Below are 19,387 nucleotides of genomic sequence, written 5' to 3'. Positions count from 1 at the left end.
AAAAATGAAAAGTAAAAAGGGCTTAGAGATATTGCATCTCTAAGCCTTTTTACTGTGAAGTTTATGTGATTAGCTATTTGATTCGGTCTGCGATTTACCGTTTTGCACCTCACAAGTAAACCCGTTACTATTTATGTTGGCGTTTTTATGTAATGTTTTTTTATATGTTTATTATTTGTAAGATCGTCCAAATGATCCTTTAATTAAAGAGCGCAGAGCCCTTAATTGCTACAATAATTAATGTCAATTCTCTAGTTTAGACCAAACATATTGGTAGACCTGTTTGATTGGAATATTAAACTGGTCTGCAATTTTTTTACAATCATCAAATTCAGGTGATGTTTGTACAACTGCTCCTTCGTGAACCCCAGTTTTAATCGTAATGTCTCCCCATGGACTTTCCACCTTTGAAAATTGTCGTTCAAGCCTATGAACAGTTAATGGATAGTAACGTACACCTAAGGTTGTGGTTTGGGTAAATAAAATTTCTTTTAAGAGGGGTAATTGCTGCTCGTTACATAATAATTGTAACATGACACCAGGGCGATTTTTTTTCATGTATATCGGAATATAGTATACATCTTTAGCACCATTTTCTAATAATAAATCCAATACATAGCCTAACCATTCACCTGAAATATCATCTAAATTCACTTCCACTTTAAACATTGAACTGTCCAGATGTTCTGTTAGATTCTGTTCCTTTTTTTTCAAATATGTCACCTTTTTCACGTTTAATAAATTGTGCTTCACTTATTGTACTAGAAAGGCAACAGTAATAAAAGTTCTTATTAAGCTGTGCACGAACCTACTAATGTTCATTTTTTAGTTAAAGGAGGATTTATTAGTAAATTTGTCGAAATTTTGATAAATAACATTCAGTGATTGGAGGGATTGGATGCAAGCACTTGCGGTTAATATATCCACTATATATCAGGAATACCCTTTTTTGGCTCGATTCAAAAAAGCTCAACAAGCGGGATTTTCTTCAATTGAATGTCAATTTCCATATGAATATCCAGTTGAAAGTATACAGCACGAGCTATCCGTATATGATCTTACATTGGAATTAATAAATTTACCACCGGGTGATTGGGATAAAGGTGAAAGAGGGATCGCGATATTCCCAGATCGTGTTGCTGAATTTAAACAGTCTGTTGAGCTAGGAATTCAGTATGCAACTTGTTTCGGTACAAGTAAAATTCATTGTATGGCCGGTGTTCTTTCCGAGAATTTGGATCGTGAGTTTGCTAGAGATACGTTTATCGAAAATATTAGGTTTGCTGCTAAAGAATTAGCTAAATATCATATAACGGTTGTGATTGAACCAATTAATTCAGGAGATATGCCTGGTTATTTTTTGGCAGATGTTGACGAAGCTGTTGCAATCATATACGAGATAGGCTTACCAAACGTTAAACTTCAGTTTGACTTCTACCATATCCAACGCATACATGGCAATGTACTTTCATACTTCAAACGATATTTGGATAGAGTTAGCCATATTCAAATTGCAGACTGGCCAGGTAGACATCAACCTGGAACAGGAGAGATGGACTACAAGCAAATTTTTGAAACTATCGAAAAGATTGGCTATAAAGGGGTAATTGGTTTAGAGTATTTTCCGAATGGTAAAAGTGATGAAAGCTTTGATTGGCTTACCTTTTAAAGATAATTAGGAGGCGGATAAATATGAAGGTTGGTTTTATAGGGGTAGGTGTGATGGGATCGAGAATGGTCAAGCGATTATTAGCAGCAGGTTACGATGTCTCGGTCTATAATCGTTCACCAGAAAAAGTGGCACCGCTCGTTGAGTTAGGTGCACATGATGCAAAAGAAATTGAATCACTTGTGACTGGAGTTGACGTGATATGTACATGCCTGTCAATGCCGAATGATTCACTCGATGTATACCTTGCTTCAAATGGTGTGATTAAAAATGCTAAGGAAGGTACAATTTGTATCGATTTTACGACTGTAGGAGCAGATACGAGCCAAATGATATATAATAAGGCGATTGAAAAGGGAATTAACTTTTTAGACGCGCCAGTTAGCGGCGGACCAGAAGGAGCAGAATTAGGAAGTTTGACAATTATGGTCGGTGGTGATTCAGTACCATATGAAAAGGTGTTGCCTCTGTTGAATTATCTTGGGGAAATGATTCAGCATTTAGGGTCTAGTGGTTCAGGTAGCATTGCCAAACTAATTAATCAATATCTCGTGGCTGTAAACTCATTGGCTGCTTCAGAAGCGATGGTTACAGGGGCTGCCCTTGGTTTAGATTCTGGCCAACTTTATAATATCCTTAAGGTAAGTTATGGAGATAGCAAGATGTTGCGCCGACATATGGAGTCATTTGTCCTTAACCGGCAATTTGAACCGGGAGGAGCAGTTAAATATATTCATAAGGATGTTCGATTAGCAAATAAATTAGTTGAAGAATCCGGTCTACACCAATTTACGGGTACTTTGGCGGAGAAAGCTTTTAATGAAGCAATGGAGCAAGGTTTAGCTGAACTCGATATGTCCGCGGTCATACAGACACTAGAAAAGAAATGTAATGTTGTAGTTAAAGGTAAATAGGATTAGTAGTTTCACAATCAGAAACACTCACAATCTTAAGCAAAGGATTGTGAGTGTTTTATTACTGATGTATGTATCATCGGTTTTTAATAACCAACTTCAACCGCTGCAACAACGATGTACATTTGGTCGTTTTTATCTCCTTTTTCTTCCAATACAATGCCACTTGTTGTACTCATTCCACCATCCATAACTTCGACTGTTATTTGTCCAAACGGTAGAGTTGCTTTTACTGCATCAACATCAAGATTATCTTTATCTGTTGGTATAGCAAGCTTTACATTAACACGCATATTATCTAGACTGTTTCCCGGTAATACAGACCTAATCCCCGGCATTGAATTAAAGTGTATTGCGTTTTGAATTGCACGAATAGACGCACGAGTAATATCTTGACCATGTACATCAATACCCATGCCAGTTTCAATAAACATAATTTTTTCCATTGGTTATTCATTCCTCTCTTACAAGTTACTCATAGGATCATTATATAAGTATTTTTCTAAGAAATAAAAGCATTTACTAGTGAAAATTAAATTTGATTGAATGCCAAGCAGGTACTTAATGGATAAATTTGTTTTAGAATTATGGTTATATACTTCCTGCTTTTCTGTTACACTTGTCAGAGTATGAAGAGAAAAGGGGTGTTAATTTATGATAAGTGCGTTAATTATCTTTATAGTACAGTTATTGTATGTCCCCATTTTAACATTACGTACGATTCTTGCTGTAAAAGGAATGAAAAAACAAGCTGCAGCTATGGGGATGCTTGAAGGTATTATATATGTAGGTGCATTAGGATTAGTTTTTAGTGATTTATCTAATTATATGAATATGATTGCCTATGCGTTAGGTTTTGGAATAGGAGTTTACATTGGTGGGTTAGTAGAAGAAAAGCTGGCGATTGGGTATGTGACGATTGAGGCTAATATTCCTGGAAAAAATAATATGTTAATCAACCGCTTAAGAGAAATTGGCTTCAGCGTGTCGACAAGTGAAGTGGAAGGCATGAACTCATTGCGCTACAGATTAGACTGTACGGCACGTCGAGATCGAGAAAAGGAATTTTATGAAGAAATAACGAAATATGAACCAACTGCATTTGTCGCTTCGTATGAACCTAGAAATTTCAAAGGGGGATATATTACTAAAGCGATGAAAAAGCGAAGAGAGCTGTTTTTGAAAAAGAAACGGAATAAAGAAGCCGTATGAACTAAAATTGTAATAACAAGGTGGGATAATGATGAAGTGTGTATCGTTAGATCTAGACGGTACCTTGCTTGATTCTAATCATCAAATTTCAATAGAAGATCAAAAAGTTATCCAACAGATGAAGGAAAAAGGAATCGAAGTAATTATTAACACTGGAAGAGCATATAAAGACGTCATAAAAATTCAAGCTGTTCAAAGGATAAACTGCCCAATTTTTTGTTTGAATGGGTCAATTATGTTTTCAGAAACCGGTGAATTACTATATGAAACATCATTGAGTTTTGAGTTGTTTCATGAGTTCTTACCAATGCTAAAAAAGCTTGGTGTGGGGATTCTGGTATATACAAATCAAGGCGGAATGCCAGCAACACTCCCGCAATTAAGAGGAAAAACTAATGAAGAAATTCTACAAATGTTCCAACACTATGATTATGAAAAAATACCTGAAATGAAGAACATCCGAATTTATAAAATGGTAGCATGGGTTGATGAAAATTCGCTTAATAAAATTGATATTGTGAAGAATAAAATTCAGCATATACCATCTATTTCCTATTCATCTTCATTTCCTAACAATCTTGAGATTACGACAAAAGATGCTCAAAAAGGAAAAGCGATTAAACGCTATGAGCAAATCAAAAATGTGGAATTTGATGAACTTTATGCTTTTGGTGATGGTGGTAATGATCTTTCCCAATTTGAAGTAGCGACTGCATCGGTGGCCATGGAAAATGCTCCAGAGGATATTAAAAAACAAGCAACATTCGTAACAAAAAGTAATGATGATAGTGGTGTATCATATGCGATTAAGCATTTATTAAAGCTTTTATAAAGTTCTGGCTTTTATGGTCATTACGGGAGTAATTAAATGGTGACTGTAAAGGCTTTTTTTCTGTCGGTTTTATTAGAAAGGAGACCAAATATTGCTTATGGTCTCCATTTTATTCACCAAGAGTATATATGCTGCATTAATTAAGCTATTTTCTATAAAAGTTTTGCGTAAAGAAAGGCTGTTGTTCGGAGTTAAAGGCAACGCCCACTCCTAGGAAACTAAAATCTTCATGCAAAATATTCTCCCGATGTCCTAATGAGTTCATAAGGCCTTCGTGTGCAAAGATACTGCTTTGTTGGCCGGATGCAAGGTTTTCTCCAGCCACAGAATATACTATACCATCTTCAAGCATGCGATCAAACGGAGATTCTCCCTCTAGGTTAGTATGATTAAAATATTGATTTATAGCCATATCTTCACTGTGTTTTCGAGCTGTTTCCTTTATGTGTTCATCCCATGTTAAAGTTTGTAACCCATGGTTTACTCTTGTAGCATTTACAAGATCGAATAACTGATATTCAAAACCTTCGATGAGGTGTTGACTAGATTCTGTATAGAAGGTAGATTTACCTCGTTCCAAGCTACGATCAATAATTTGGATTGAAGTAACAATGTTTCCTTGATGTTTATCGTAAAAGACCGTTATATATTGATCATCTAATAAATACATATCGAAATCGGCATTAGCTTCAAATCTGTAAAAAACCATACCTTTTCGTATTTCAGTTAAGGGCTCACCCAATTGTTTTCTAACCGTTTCTTTTGGGCTGCCAAACTTGATTCCGATTGTTGATGCTATCAAATCTTGATTCGTATACAATCCAACAACTTGATCATTGTTATCGTAAGCTATCATACTAAAAAGGTGATAATCTTTATGATAAGTATGCCATTCTGTTCCATACTCATTGGACGAAATGCGCTTGGCAGAACCCATTATTTGCTCAACATCAGTTTTATAATTTCCAAGTTCGATATTATTTACAGAGAAAACTTGTTCGCTTGGGGTCATAAGCTGAGGTTTTTCAACATGGGATGATTGGTTAGGTTTGTCTAGTAATAAAAGGTTATCAACCGTATCCTCTAAAACAATTAAATACTCATTTGCTTCCTGTACTAATTGATGGATAATTGCAGTCAAAGTTGAACTTTCTTTTATTGTAGCGATATCCGACTTAATAGTCTCTAATGGTGCTAACACATCTAACTCCTTCAAATATTTTGCAGAAAATGAGGAAAGAGAAGCTAGAAATAATAAAAATGAAATAAAAATGAATAATCGTCTCACTTTTTCACCTCCTCTAATATAAACATTCTAGCCACTTTTTAATGGTTTTATAATCTTTAAGTGAAAGTTGATAGAAGTGTGTTAAGGTTGAAAATGTTCTTACGTAATATGAAAGGGAATTAGAGGTCAAAAAAGAAGAAATAGGAGCATAATGTTGTTGTGCCACACTCCTATAATATGTTTAAATTTTAAATACTAAGATCTTTTTTTATTTATTTGCCGAAGTTCATGGAGTCGTTGGCTATCCTCTTTAAAGAAATAAATTAAGTCTCCAATTCTATCTATAGCATCCCAGCTTAAATGATGTTCGATTCCTTCAACATCGTTGTATATTTTATCTTTATCTACTCCAATCATTTCTAAAAATTCTTCCAATAAGTCGTGTCGATATACAAGTCGGTGTCCAAGCTGTTTACCTTTTTCGGTTAAACTTAAGCCTCTATATTTTTCGTAAATTAAATAGTTATCTTCACCTAACTTCTGGACCATTTTCGTGACCGAGGATGGTTGAACAGCTAGATTCTCGGCTATTTCAGAAACACGTGCATAGCCTTTATTTTTGATAAGCAAATAAATTTGTTCTATATAGTCTTCCATGCTTGGTGTTGTTTTCATATTGTTAACTCCTTAGACTTTGTGCGAACACAATTATATATATATTATAGATTAAATGCATTAGAGCTACAATAAAGGACTACTTTAGCTATTTTCATTTTAAATAAAAACAAAAAATATTAGAACAATCTTATAAATTGCGCATATTATTTATTAATCTATTTTTTTGTGATAAAGTTTCCTTAAGGAAACTTTTGTGTGGAAGGAAAACAAATAAAAAAATTTTAATTTTAATAAAGGGGAAATAAAATATGACAGAAAATCTGTTACTTGCTTTTGGATTAACTTTAATGGCGGGACTTGCAACAGGGATAGGTAGTTTGCTTGCATTCTTCACTTCTACCACAAATACTAAATTTTTATCATTGGCACTTGGGTTTTCAGCAGGGGTAATGATTTATGTATCGATGATTGAAATTTTTGTAAAAGCACAGACTGCGCTTGTTACCGCGCTCGGTCAGGGCTTGGGACATTGGATGACAGTCGTTGGCTTTTTTGGCGGTATGATTTTAATTGCGTTAATTGATAAGTTTATACCGAAACAAAGCAACCCACATGAATTAAAGAAAGTAGAAGATATGAAAAAGACTGATGCTGTAAATGATCCACAGTTATTAAAAATGGGAACTTTCACGGCATTAGCAATAGGTATTCACAATTTCCCAGAAGGGATTGCAACTTTTACATCAGCTTTGCAGGATCCGTCATTAGGTATAGCTATCGCCATTGCAATTGCAATTCATAATATTCCTGAAGGTGTGGCTGTATCGGTTCCTATATATTTTGCCACGGGAGATAAAAAGAAAGCATTCAAACTTTCGTTTTTGTCTGGATTATCGGAGCCGATTGGAGCAATTGTAGCTTTCCTGATTTTACTACCGTTTTTAAATGATGTAATGTTTGGTGTCATATTCGCTGGTGTTGCTGGAATAATGGTTTTTATCTCTTTAGATGAATTATTGCCTGCAGCAAAGAAATATGACGAAGCACATATGTCCATTTATGGTTTAATCGGAGGTATGGCTATAATGGCACTAAGCTTATTGTTATTTATTTAAATAATAACCTTTTAGTACGTAGCCCCACCGCTAAAAAATTACGTTATTAACAACAAGGTCTTTTGGCTTTGTTGTTTTTTTATTTACCAAACAGTTAGACTTAATAAACATGAAATTAAACCTCCTAAACAATTTATCTATAGATTAGTATTGTTGGTTACTTAGTCGAATTAATAAAAATAATACTTGGAGTGAAGAAAATGGATCGTAGAAAATTTTTAACTTATGTTGGAACAGGTGCAGTTTCGTTAACAATCGCATCATCTGGACTAGGTCATTTGCAAATCGTGCTGGTGCAAAACAACAGATTCACAGTTTGATTTCGAAATTTTCGCAGCAGGTGGACAGGCTAATGGATTTAGCGCGCCTGACAATTCAATTTAACGTTTGATAACGAAGGAAACCTGTGGACTGTTACAGATATATCTAGTAGTTCTTTAAATAAAGGCGTATTTGAGCGCTTTAAAAATAACGGTATTTTTGTTATTCCGACAGCGGGCGAAGACCGTGGCATAGTGTACCAATTTGCATCAGCACCTGTTGAGGCAGAATTAACGGGTCCTTGTTTTACACCAGACGAAGAAACGCTTTTCTTAGCTATTCAACATCCCGGTATAGAAACTGAAGATATAAACAACCCTACAAGTATGTGGCCGCATCGAAAAGGTGATACTATGCCTAGGCCAGCAGTAGTAGCTATCAGAGGGTTTTAATAAAATATGTGCAAAAACCGATAGGACTATATTTGCGAGACAAAGGAGTTGAAATGATGTTATCAAATATCGGGATACCTGGTTTAATATTAATCTTGATATTGGCTCTTATCATTTTTGGGCCATCGAAGTTGCCTGAGGTTGGTAGGGCATTTGGTACCACATTAAAGGAATTTAAGAATTCAACGAAAGATTTAGTTTCAGACGAACCAAAACCAATCGAAGATCCAAACAAAAATAAGTATTAATGATGTAATAGGGCTTACATTAGGCCCTATTTTTTATACTTTTTGGAAGTTTAACTTTGTTAATGGATTAAAATATAAGAATAGAACATCGTCATTAGCCATTATGGGCAAATTTCACAACGGTACAGCTCCTTCGAATAGTTAATTTGCAAACAATTAGATGTATGTTATATTGAATCTATTAAATAATTATATGTAAGCACTGGGGGAGCTGGAAAAAGGCCAGCTGAGAGTAAGACCTGTTAGTCTTTGACCCTTTTACCTGATCTGGTTAGTACCAGCGTAGGAAAGTGTGTGGACTTTAACAGAAACCGCAGATTCCTAGACTGGAATGCTGCGTTTTTTATTTATATCTACCCATCCCGGTGCACATAATTGGAGGAGATTAACATGCGTGCAACAAAAAAATTAACAATTACAGCAATGCTAGTAGCAATTGGTACGTTAACAAGTAATTTATTTTACATACCAATTGGATTTACTAAAGTATTTCCGATGCAGCACTTTATTAATGTATTATCCGCCGTAATACTAGGACCCTACTATGCTGTTTTACAGGCTTTTTCGGTTTCACTCATACGAAATATGATGGGAACAGGGTCTATATTTGCATTTCCCGGAAGTATGTTCGGAGCGTTGGTAGCTAGTTATTTTTTTATGAAAACAAAGAGAACAATCTTTGCAGCAATAGGCGAGGTTTTCGGTACCGGTATACTTGGTGCTTTAGTGGCATATCCAATTGCAACATTGTTTTTAGGCAGTGAGGCTACGTTGTTTGGGTTTATACCATCATTTATTGTAAGCTCTATAGCTGGAGCAATAATTGGTTATATTACATTAAAGATTGTGATGAAAAATGAAGGGATTAGACGTGAATTAACAAGTACAGGATTATATAAATAAAAGTTTTATAAACTGGGAAGAAGGGAACACAGTGGATATAACTAAAATAAAAATTTTGTTTGACCAAGTTAGAACTAAGAAACCACTTATACATCATATAACTAATAAAGTTACTATTAACGACTGCGCGAATGTTACATTAGCAATAGGAGCATCACCGGTTATGGCTGATTTCCATGAAGAAGTTGAGGAAATGGTAGGACACGCAAGCGCCCTGCTGCTCAACTTTGGAATGCTGAATGATGGAATTTTTAAATCAATGCTTAAGGCAGGAAAAAAAGCAAATGAAAATGGCATCCCGGTTATTTTTGATCCTGTAGGAGTAGGTGGGACAAGTTACCGAACGAAACGAGCGCACGAGCTAATGAGTCAGATTAATATATCGATTATTCGCGGAAATCATAGTGAAATTGCTAGTTTATTAGGTTTTGAAGGTATGACAAGAGGTGTTGATACCGGAGATGTAACTTCTGAAATACAATCTACGGCGTTAAAAGCTTGCACTACATATAATAGCGTTGTTGTGATTAGTGGGAAAAAAGACGTGGTTACCAATGGAAATAATATTTGTTTTATTCATAATGGTCATGAGTGGTTGCCAAAAGTTACCGGTACTGGCTGTTCAAGTACCTCTTTAATAGCTGCGTTTTCGGGTGTTACTACTGATTATTATTCTGCTGCCATTGCAGGAATTTCAACTATGGGCATTTGCGGTGAAAATGTTATGAGAAACTGTTCTGTTAGTGGTCTGGGGACATTTAAAATTAAATTATTAGATGAAATTTCAACTATTGATGGGAGTAGTTGGGCTGAAACAGTCTGCTATACTCTTTAAAAGAAATATTTACAATCTAACTAAAAAACGGCACCTAGAAAAAATTACCGAATAGTGAAACTTTTCCCAATTTATTTCGTCTATTACATGATATGTTATTAATTTAAAAGGAGGCTGAATGGTGTTTATTAAAAAAATGGGTGTCGTTACACTTTCTTCTGCAATTGCATTATCAGGAATTATACCTGCAAGTAATGTTTTAGCGGCAAGTGCAGTAAAGACAGAACAAGTTGCACAAGAGGTGAAGGCTGGGGGTAGTGTTGTAAATGTTGAAAAGGAGAAATTAATAGAAAGAGCACGTAGTTTGTTTCCTGAAAAATTCGAAGGGTTCACTGACCAGGAATTTCATGCCAATTTCAATACATACCCCTTAGGTGAGGGAACTGAAAGGTATGGTCTACACTTTTTTAAAGAAGTTAAAAACGGAGAACATATTAGTGGGAATGTTGAATTTGCAGGAAAAGATTTGACATTAGTATCCTATCATTTTAGTCCAGTTGATACAACGGATGCGTTATATCCCCCGAAGGTTACAAAAAAACAAGCTGAAATGATAGCGAATGATTTTTTGAAGAAAATGAATTTGAATCAATATCGATTAACTGAAAATGATTTACTTTATTATTCATCGATGAATCGCCCTTTAACAGAGCCTGTTGAATATTCATTTACATTTGAAAAACTTGAAAATGGAATCCCTGTTCAAGACCAAAATGTTACTATTACTGTACTAGGTAATGGAGAAGTAACCCAATTTTATCAAAATCGATTTGTAGACAAGACAACCTATGACTCAGGCAAACCGTTGCTTACCAAAGAAGAGGCATTGAAAAAGGTGAAGGACCAACTGGCAGTTCAATTAAGGTACATGGTTGATCATAACTATCAAACAGATCAAACAAATGTTGAACTGATGTATGTACCAGTACCTACTATTTCAGGTGTTGATGCCAAAACTGGAAAGTTGAAAGTTGGAGATGCTTTTGTAAGTGAAAAGCCAAAAGAAAGCAATACTACTTTACTTGCAGAGAAGTCTAGCCCAAAGGTCTCAAGCCCTCTTACAAAAGAGCAAGCAAAAAAAATGGCGGAAGATATTCTAAAACCAAAAGAAGATAATGTGAAATTAGTAATAGAGGGAATAAACGAAATCGAACGTGAAGGTATAAAAATGTATAGCGTTCAATATATGTATCAAACAGGATCGTCAGGAAGTGGTTCTTCTTTTGAAATTAATAAAGAGACAGGAGAAATCTTGAACTTTCATAATATTGCGAGAGATCGTTATTATGAACTACAAGCTGAAAAAGATATAAAACCAAACCTTTCAGAAGAAGACGCTCTAAAGAAAGCTGTTGAGTATATTAATCAATATGCATATTCTAATTTGGATGAATATGCTTATCCAACCGAATTAGCTGCAAATCATTATCAAAAACATAGCAATGAATATTATTTTCACTTTCCTCGAGTTATTAATGGGATCATTGTAAATGGTAATGGCATCAGTGTTAGCGTATCAGGAGAAGATGGAGAGCTTTTCTCTCTAAATGTTAACTCCACGAATGTTGAGAAATGGCCTGATGTTAATCGAGCGGTTGATATGAAGAAGGCCTTAGCTGCTATTAAGGAAAAGATAGATGTAAAGCTTCAATATGTGAATCATGATAATAATCAGAAACTTTATCAATTATTTTATAGTATTACAACAAATAAGAATCACTCTTATTTTGATGCGATTAGTGGAACATGGAAGAAATATTCCTATGTTGGAGAGCAACCGAATGTGGATGAAATTAGTCATCCATGGGCAGCTGAAGAATTGAATTTTATGATTTCAGCTAATATTATCCAAGTTGATGACCCATCATCCTTTAATCCTGATCGTGCTGTTACAAAGGGGGAAGCTCTGAATATCATATACAAATCGTTGGCAAGGTTTTACAACTACCCAGAGCCAATCGACGCACAACGTCAAACAACCTTTAAGAACATTAAAGAAGACCATCCGCTATACGAAATCATTGAGCGATCTGCGCAACAAGATATAATTGACACAACAGCAAATACCTTTAATGTCGATGAGAAGCTTACTAGAGAAGAGCTAGCGTTTTGGTTTGCTCGTGCAATGGGCCTTCAGCTTATAGCTGAGCATCCTGAGATCTATAAGCTCGACTTTGTTGATGCAGAAGAAATGAATGGAAAATATCGTGGACATATTGCGATAACTAATGCGCTGGGTATTTTAGCTAAAGATGTAAATAATGAGTTTAATCCAAAATCAGAAGTTACCTTAGCTGAATTGGCTGTCTCTAATGTTCGACTTGCGAAAATTGCCTCAGAAATGAACATTCAACTAAGATAAAAATTGATATTATAGCAATTTCCTTCTATATTAATAACACCCGCTACCTAACTTTGGAAAGGTAGTGGGTGGAAACGACCTCGGATTTAAAAGTCCCTTCTATACCTTCGAAATCCTCTTTAAATATACAAGCTTCGACAAATGCTTACAAATTTTCTAATTTTTTAAAAAAATATAAAATATTCAGAGAAAAATGTTACCTTTTTTGAAATTATTTGATATAGTATGGCTATAGAGAGTTACGGTTTCTTTATACGCAACAATTTACTTTGTTTAAAGGAAGGATATTTTTATGGCAACAAATAAGAAAGAGGAGTATTTGCTTTCCTCAGTAAAGAATGCACTACGCTTACTTAAATGCTTTTCCATGGATGAACCAGAGAAGAAAATCAGCGATCTCGCTGCAACACTAGGTCTTCATAAAAGCACTGTCAGTCGGACATTAGCAACACTTGCTAGTGAAGGATTTGTTAGCCAAGACCCGGATACAAAAAAATACCGACTGGGATTGTCAGTGCTTACGTTGAGCGGTGTAGTCAATAGTACGATGGAAATATACCGTGAGTCGCTACCTATTCTGAAGAAACTTGTTGATGACATAGGTGAAACTGCACATATATCTATGTTGGACGGCTTTAATGTTATATACCTTCAAAAAGTAGATTGTAATCATCCTATAAGGTATTTAACGCATGTTGGCAAAACAAACCCGTCATATTGTACAAGTTCTGGAAAAGTGCTTTTAGCGCACTCAAGTGATGATTTCGTTGATAAAGTAATTGAAAGCGGTTTAAAGGCTTCTACTAAAGCGACTATAACCGATCCAGACCAACTGCGTGCACATCTAAGAAAGGTGAAGGAACAAGGGTTTTCGTACAGTCTTGGGGAACTTCTAGAGGGGGTCAATTCAGTGGCAGCCCCAATTTTTGATTATACAGGGAATGTAATAGCTGCGTTAACAGTTGTAGGCCCAAGTCAGAGAATTGACCAACATCAAATTCGCCCATTAGCAAAAAAAATAATTAATGCTAGTATGGAAATATCAGACAACATGGGGTATTGGAAATAAGTCAGCGCCATATATGTTATATGTGGGGAACAAAATTAATAGGATAGGAGAATGTAAGTATGTATGATTTTCACACACACTTTATCACACCAGATGTACAAGGTTGGCTACAAGAGAACAAAGATAGAGTAAATGCGAAATGGGTAAATAAGGGAGAGGGGAAGGAAGATTTTCTAGTTGTGAATGGTAAATGGGGCTTTGAATTAAAACAAACATTTATCAATCCAACTCAATTCCTAAATGAACAGGAAAAGGTAGGGGTTACACATTCAGTCGTTTCGCCGATTCCACAGCTATTTATGTACGACTTTTCAGATGATATTACAAGTGAACTATCGAATGTTTATAATCAATCGTTAGCCATTTGGGCGAAAACAGAACATAACAGAATTTCTGCTTTAGGAACAGTACCATTAAACAATCCTGAAAGCGCAGCACATGTATTGCGTGAAGCGATGAATAATGGATTAAAAGGAGTAATTATTGGTCCTGGTTTGCCAAATAAAATGTTATCAGATGAGTTCTTCGCACCGTTTTTTGAAGAAGCAGACAAACAAAAAGCAATTGTATTCATACATCCGTTATTATCAGAAGATCCAAGATTAACAGGAAAGATGCCAAATTTAATCGGTGTTCCTTGGGAAACTACAGTATGTGCTACTGACCTACTATTAAGTGGGTTTTTAGATAAATATCCAAATATTAAACTATTACTTGCGCACGGTGGTGGTCTTCTACCATATCAAATAGGACGCCTTGATAAGGGTTACACTATGTGGGGAGATGTTTCAACTTTACTACAAGCACCACCAATTGAATATTTAAGGAAGTTTTGGTTTGATAGCGTACTTTGGAATAATGATAGTCTAGATTTTTTAATTAAAACTGTAGGAGAAGACCGCGTGGTGCCAGGATCAGATTTCCCATTTGATCTTTGTACTTGGCCACCTCAGGTAAGTAACGAAAAAGGTGTACAGTCATTGTTATCGAAATAACGGACCAAAGTTATTAAGAACCTCCTTGTAATTTACTCAAAACTATTTAAAGGGAGGTTTTAAAATGACTTTCATCCCGTTAAACCCCTTTATTATTGGTTTTAAATTAATCCTTTTGTGTTGAGTTTTCGCTTTCAATAAAATTGAACTTAGTTACATATAATGACCTTTCTTGTTGTTAACATAAAAAAATTACCAATTAATGGTTGTTCTATACGAATAAACAACTCGCTATATTGTACTGTTTTATAAGGTGTTAATAGGTAAAACAACCATAGTAAAGGTCTTTTGTCATAAGGAATAAAATTTTTTTTGGAAAATTACAAATGTGTTGCACATAGAACAACTGAGAGGTTGTATGTGAAACGTTCTAATTTTATTATAAAAGTATGAAAAATCAAACAACACAATTGGAGGACTTTAAAATATGCTTGAAGAATTAAAAACTAAAGCACCTGTTAAGCCGATCGATTGTTTACATTTCATTAACGGACAATTTTTAGAGTCACTAAATAAAAAATCATTTAAAAATATAAACCCAGCTACTGAAGAAGTTTTAGGACTAGTTGCTGAAGGTGGAAAAGCAGAAGTTGATCTTGCGGTTGCGGCGGCACGTAGAGCATTAAATGGGTCTTGGAAGAATAAAACAGTGCAAGAACGTTCACGAATTCTTCGTCGAATTGGAGATCTAATCATTGAAAGACAAGATGAGTTTGCATATTTAGAAGCTCTGGATACTGGAAAACCGTTCTCGTTAGCAAATAGCATTGATGTACCGAGAGCAGCTTATAACTTCCACTTCTTTGCTGACTACATAGTTGGTGTTAACACAGATGCTAATGAGCAGGACGATCAAGCATTACATTATACACTTCGTCGTCCAGTAGGGGTTGTAGGTATTATCAAGCCTTGGAATCTTCCATTACTTTTACTTACATGGAAATTAGCACCTGCATTAGCAATGGGAAACACATGCGTTATTAAACCAGCAGAATGGACACCAATGACTGCCACCTTATTAATGGAAGTTATTAAAGAAGCTGGAGTACCAAACGGTGTTGTTAACTTAGTACATGGATTTGGCCCGAACTCTGCAGGTGGAGCAATTTCAGAACATCCTGATATTGACGCCATTTCGTTTATTGGGGAGCCAAAGACTGGAACAGCAATTATGAAGGCAGCGGCAGATTCTTTAAAAAAGCTTTCATTTGAATTAGGTGGGAAAAATCCAAATATTATATTTGCTGACTCTAATTTAGATGAAGTAATTGATACTACTATTCAATCAAGCTTTATTAACCAAGGTGAGGTTTGTTTATGCGGATCAAGAATATACGTTGAACGTGTTGCATATGATGAATTCCTTGAGAAATTTGTTGCTCGAACAAGGGAGTTAGTAGTTGGAGATCCGTTAACACCTGAAACAACTATAGGAGCACTCGTAAGTAAAGAACATTATGAACGTGTCCTTAGCTATATAGCACTTGCTAAACAAGATGGAGGTACGATTCATACAGGTGGTAAACGTCCACATGGTTTAGAAAAAGGATACTATCTGGAACCCACCATTATTACTGGCTTAGACCGTAATTCACGCTGTGTAAGTGAAGAAATCTTTGGACCGGTTGTAACAGTTATTCCATTTGACATAGAAGAGGAAGTTATTGCACAAGCGAATGATACTCACTATGGACTAGCTGCTACAATATGGACAAATGATCTTCGCCGTGCACATCGAGTTGCTCGCAACCTTGAAACAGGTATCATCTGGGTTAATACATGGTTCTTACGTGACTTGCGTACACCATTTGGTGGAATGAAACAAAGCGGTGTTGGTAGAACAGGTGGAATGCACAGCATTGATTTCTACTCAGAATTATCAAATGTAACGATCAAATACTAAAAGGTTGAAAGGAGATCAACGTTTTGACAACAATAACAAAGCAATTCGCAGAACAATTAGCTGAAGTTGAATCAACCAGAATTGGCATAACTCCTTTAACAGAAGTAAATCCAGAGTTAACTATTGAAGAAGCGTACCAAATTCAGCTTCAAAATATTAATAGAAAACTAGAAAATGGCCAAAAGATTGTGGGTAAGAAAATCGGATTAACTTCGCTCGCCATGCAAAAAATGTTAGGTGTGGATGAACCAGATTATGGACACCTTCTTGACTCGATGGTTATAGAAAATGGCGGGACAATCTCTATGTCTCAAGTTCTACAACCGCGTGTGGAAGCTGAAATTGCATTTATATTAGATAAAGAATTAAGAGGACCTCATGTAACAACTCTTGATGTTTTGCAAGCAACGAAGTATGTTGTACCTGCTTTGGAGATTGTAGATAGTAGAATTAAAGATTGGAAGATAAAATTACCGGATACGATTGCAGATAATGCATCAAGCGGTTTATATGTTCTAGGCGGAAAACCTACACGTATTGAGGACGTAAACCTTGAACTAATTGGTATGGCATTTACGAAAAACGGGCAATTAGCGAACACTGGTGTTGGTGCTGCTGCACTTGGAAATCCCGCAAATTGTGTCGCTTGGTTAGCAAATAAGTTATCACAATTTGATATCACACTTCGCGCTGGTGAGGTTATTTTATCAGGAGCGGTATCAGCGATGGTAGCCGCAGAACCTGGAGATACGTTTACTGCAAGATTTGCCCATCTGGGTCAAGTTAGTGTGAGTTTTGAAAAGTAAATTCTAGAAAGGAGCTGGATTTAAATGAGTAAAGTAAAAGTAGCGATCTTAGGTTCTGGTAATATCGGAACAGATTTAATGATTAAATTAGGTAGATCAGAAGTTTTAGAATTAACAACTGTAATCGGTATCGATCCAGAGTCAGATGGATTAAGAAGAGCAAGAGAATTAGGGTATGTAGCAATTGATAATGGTATTGATGGGTTCATAGAAAGAGCGGAGCTTGCTGATATCGTTTTTGATGCAACATCTGCATATGCCCACCCTGAAAATGCTAGAAAGTTGAAGGAAGCCGGAAAGCAAGTGTTGGACCTAACACCAGCAGCGATTGGTCCTTTCGTATCACCGCCTGCTAATATCCAAGAGCATTTAGATGCAGATAATATCAACTTAATTACGTGTGGAGGTCAAGCAACTATCCCAATGGTGCATGCAGTTAATAGAGTTCAGGCTGTAGAGTATGCTGAGATTGTTGCAACAATCTCTAGTAAGAGTGCAGGGCCTGGTACTCGAGCAAATATCGATGAATTTACACAAACAACCGCACGCGGTATCGAAAGAGTTGGCGGAGCGAAAAGAGGTAAAGCGATTATTATCTTAAACCCAGCTGAACCGCCGATTATGATGAGAGACACTATTCATATCTTATTAGAAGATACGAATGTTGATGAAGAGGCAATCATTCAATCTGTACGCGAAATGGAAAAGGACGTTCAATCATACGTTCCAGGATATCGTTTAAGACAGGATCCAATTTTCGATGATAATCGTGTAACTTTATTAATTGAAGTAGAAGGCGCTGGCGACTATTTACCTAAGTATTCAGGTAACTTAGATATTATGACTGCAGCTGCAGTTAAAGTAGCGGAAGAATGGGCAAAACATAAAGTCTCAAAGGCGACAGTTTAAGAAATAAGAAAGGAGCTGAAGAAAATGACAACAAATAAAGATATTATAATTACGGAAGTTGCATTACGTGATGGAAGTCATGCAATTAGACATCAATATACTGTAGATCAAGTAACAAGTATTGCCAAAGCGTTAGATGAAGCGAATGTGCCATATATTGAAGTAACACATGGAGACGGATTAGGTGGCTCTTCATTACAATATGGATTATCAAGAACAAATGAGTTAGAACTAATTGAAGCAGCAGCGTCTGTAGTGAAAAATTCAAAAATTGCGGTACTATTGCTACCAGGAATTGGAACGAAACCTGAGCTGAAAGAAGCTGCTCGGTTAGGTGCAAAAATGGCTCGTGTAGCGACACATGTTACCGAAGCTGACGTAGCTCCTCAACATATCGCTTTAGCAAAAGAACTTGGTCTTGAAACAGTTGGTTTCCTAATGATGTCCCATATGGTTCCGACTTCAAAATTAGTTGAGCAGGCTAAATTAATGGAAAGCTACGGCGCAGATATTGTTTATGTAGTTGACTCTGCAGGTGCACTTTTACCACATGAAGTAAGAGAGAGAATTAGAGCATTAAAAGATACTCTTACTGTAGAAGTTGGTTTCCATGGTCATAATAACTTGTCATTAGCAATGGCAAATACACTTGCTGCAATTGAAGAAGGCGCGACACGCATCGACGGTAGTATTAGATGTTTAGGTGCAGGTGCAGGGAATACACAAACGGAAGTATTAGTTGCAGTATGTGAACGTATGGGAATCAAAACTGGAATTGATCTATATAAAATGATGGATATTGCTGAAGATCTAGTTGCACCAATTCTAGAAAAGCCGCAAGAAATTGAAAAAGGTAGTCTAGTTCTTGGCTATGCTGGTGTTTACTCTAGTTTCTTATTACATGCACAACGTGCAGCTGCGAAGTTTGGCGTTGATTCACGAGATATCCTAATTGAGCTTGGTAAGCGTAAAGTAGTAGGCGGTCAAGAAGATATGATCGTGGACGTAGCAGCTGAAATCTCTCAAAAACAAAAGCAAGGCTTGAACGTTTAGGAG

General features: G+C 36.0%; 20 protein-coding genes, 1 pseudogene and 1 riboswitch. Of the genes and pseudogenes, 17 read left to right on the top strand and 4 right to left on the bottom strand.

The annotated features are described in order from the left end of the window. Positions 1-243 precede the first annotated feature (243 nt). Complete coding sequence (larC, locus tag C1724_RS22655; protein ID WP_374703481.1) at positions 244-714, bottom strand: nickel insertion protein; 471 nt, start codon at positions 712-714, stop codon at positions 244-246. 184 nt (positions 715-898) lie between these two features. On the opposite strand from larC, the gene C1724_RS22650 reads away from it, so the two are divergent. Both C1724_RS22650 and C1724_RS22645 read left to right on the top strand, forming a co-directional pair. Further along, positions 899-1,669, top strand: coding sequence for a hydroxypyruvate isomerase family protein (locus tag C1724_RS22650; RefSeq protein ID WP_102349014.1), 771 nt, complete (start codon positions 899-901; stop codon positions 1,667-1,669). A 23-nt stretch (positions 1,670-1,692) separates the two neighbouring features. Continuing rightward, complete coding sequence (locus tag C1724_RS22645) at positions 1,693-2,583, top strand: NAD(P)-dependent oxidoreductase (RefSeq protein WP_102349013.1); 891 nt, start codon at positions 1,693-1,695, stop codon at positions 2,581-2,583. A gap of 86 nt (positions 2,584-2,669) precedes the next feature. On the opposite strand, the gene C1724_RS22640 is transcribed toward C1724_RS22645, so the two are convergent. Then, positions 2,670-3,029 carry a Lin0512 family protein gene (locus tag C1724_RS22640; protein WP_102349012.1) on the bottom strand — a complete coding sequence of 120 codons (360 nt, stop codon included), beginning with the start codon at positions 3,027-3,029 and terminating at the stop codon, positions 2,670-2,672. Positions 3,030-3,237: 208 nt separating this feature from the next. Here C1724_RS22640 and C1724_RS22635 point away from each other — a divergent pair, with 208 nt between their 5' ends. Both C1724_RS22635 and C1724_RS22630 read left to right on the top strand, forming a co-directional pair. Then, complete coding sequence (locus C1724_RS22635) at positions 3,238-3,795, top strand: DUF2179 domain-containing protein (protein ID WP_102349011.1); 558 nt, start codon at positions 3,238-3,240, stop codon at positions 3,793-3,795. A gap of 31 nt (positions 3,796-3,826) precedes the next feature. Further along, positions 3,827-4,627 (top strand): HAD family hydrolase, encoded by an 801-nt coding sequence (locus C1724_RS22630; protein ID WP_102349010.1) that lies wholly within the window; start codon positions 3,827-3,829, stop codon positions 4,625-4,627. Positions 4,628-4,772: 145 nt separating this feature from the next. Here the strand turns inward: C1724_RS22630 and C1724_RS22625 are convergent, their stop codons facing one another. Together C1724_RS22625 and mntR are read right to left on the bottom strand one after the other, a co-directional pair. After that, positions 4,773-5,915: a CAP-associated domain-containing protein gene (locus C1724_RS22625; protein ID WP_102349009.1), complete on the bottom strand. Its 1,143-nt coding sequence runs from the start codon at positions 5,913-5,915 to the stop codon at positions 4,773-4,775. 195 nt (positions 5,916-6,110) lie between these two features. After that, positions 6,111-6,530 (bottom strand): transcriptional regulator MntR, encoded by a 420-nt coding sequence (gene mntR, locus C1724_RS22620; RefSeq protein ID WP_102349008.1) that lies wholly within the window; start codon positions 6,528-6,530, stop codon positions 6,111-6,113. Positions 6,531-6,781: 251 nt separating this feature from the next. Here mntR and zupT point away from each other — a divergent pair, with 251 nt between their 5' ends. The 13 genes and pseudogenes from zupT (at position 6,782) to dmpG (ending at position 19,384) form a co-directional block, all read left to right on the top strand. Then, positions 6,782-7,588: a zinc transporter ZupT gene (gene zupT, locus C1724_RS22615; protein WP_102349007.1), complete on the top strand. Its 807-nt coding sequence runs from the start codon at positions 6,782-6,784 to the stop codon at positions 7,586-7,588. Between the two features lie 200 nt (positions 7,589-7,788). Beyond that, the gene (locus C1724_RS25340; protein ID WP_142386585.1) at positions 7,789-7,908 is read left to right on the top strand and encodes a twin-arginine translocation signal domain-containing protein; all 120 of its coding nucleotides are present in this window, start codon (positions 7,789-7,791) and stop codon (positions 7,906-7,908) included. Continuing rightward, positions 7,901-8,301, top strand: a pseudogene (locus C1724_RS22610) (alkaline phosphatase PhoX); the annotation flags it as partial. The gene C1724_RS25340 and the pseudogene C1724_RS22610, both read left to right, overlap by 8 nt. Positions 8,302-8,357: 56 nt before the next feature. Then, positions 8,358-8,549 carry a twin-arginine translocase TatA/TatE family subunit gene (gene tatA, locus C1724_RS22605; protein WP_102349006.1) on the top strand — a complete coding sequence of 64 codons (192 nt, stop codon included), beginning with the start codon at positions 8,358-8,360 and terminating at the stop codon, positions 8,547-8,549. 194 nt (positions 8,550-8,743) lie between these two features. Beyond that, positions 8,744-8,855, top strand: a riboswitch (TPP riboswitch). A gap of 84 nt (positions 8,856-8,939) precedes the next feature. Beyond that, positions 8,940-9,452 carry an energy coupling factor transporter S component ThiW gene (gene thiW, locus C1724_RS22600; protein ID WP_102349005.1) on the top strand — a complete coding sequence of 171 codons (513 nt, stop codon included), beginning with the start codon at positions 8,940-8,942 and terminating at the stop codon, positions 9,450-9,452. Positions 9,453-9,483: 31 nt separating this feature from the next. Continuing rightward, positions 9,484-10,287 (top strand): hydroxyethylthiazole kinase, encoded by an 804-nt coding sequence (thiM, locus tag C1724_RS22595; RefSeq protein WP_102349004.1) that lies wholly within the window; start codon positions 9,484-9,486, stop codon positions 10,285-10,287. A gap of 121 nt (positions 10,288-10,408) precedes the next feature. Beyond that, positions 10,409-12,649, top strand: coding sequence for a YcdB/YcdC domain-containing protein (locus tag C1724_RS22590; RefSeq protein ID WP_180994417.1), 2,241 nt, complete (start codon positions 10,409-10,411; stop codon positions 12,647-12,649). A 292-nt stretch (positions 12,650-12,941) separates the two neighbouring features. Continuing rightward, the gene (locus C1724_RS22585; protein ID WP_102349002.1) at positions 12,942-13,718 is read left to right on the top strand and encodes an IclR family transcriptional regulator; all 777 of its coding nucleotides are present in this window, start codon (positions 12,942-12,944) and stop codon (positions 13,716-13,718) included. 59 nt (positions 13,719-13,777) lie between these two features. Continuing rightward, entirely contained in the window at positions 13,778-14,713 is a 936-nt protein-coding gene (locus C1724_RS22580; RefSeq protein WP_102349001.1) for an amidohydrolase family protein, read from the top strand. Between the two features lie 427 nt (positions 14,714-15,140). Continuing rightward, positions 15,141-16,616, top strand: a complete 1,476-nt coding sequence (locus C1724_RS22575; RefSeq protein ID WP_102349000.1) for an aldehyde dehydrogenase — start codon at positions 15,141-15,143, stop codon at positions 16,614-16,616. A 23-nt stretch (positions 16,617-16,639) separates the two neighbouring features. After that, the gene (locus tag C1724_RS22570) at positions 16,640-17,422 is read left to right on the top strand and encodes a 2-keto-4-pentenoate hydratase (protein WP_102348999.1); all 783 of its coding nucleotides are present in this window, start codon (positions 16,640-16,642) and stop codon (positions 17,420-17,422) included. A 24-nt stretch (positions 17,423-17,446) separates the two neighbouring features. Beyond that, positions 17,447-18,331: an acetaldehyde dehydrogenase (acetylating) gene (locus C1724_RS22565; protein ID WP_102348998.1), complete on the top strand. Its 885-nt coding sequence runs from the start codon at positions 17,447-17,449 to the stop codon at positions 18,329-18,331. A 24-nt stretch (positions 18,332-18,355) separates the two neighbouring features. Then, entirely contained in the window at positions 18,356-19,384 is a 1,029-nt protein-coding gene (gene dmpG, locus C1724_RS22560) for a 4-hydroxy-2-oxovalerate aldolase (protein ID WP_102348997.1), read from the top strand. Positions 19,385-19,387 lie beyond the last annotated feature (3 nt).

Origin of the sequence: Bacillus sp. Marseille-P3661, from assembly GCF_900240995.1 — a bacterium.
GTDB lineage: Bacteria > Bacillota > Bacilli > Bacillales > Bacillaceae_J > OESV01.
This window is presented reverse-complemented; position numbering and strand designations above follow the sequence as displayed.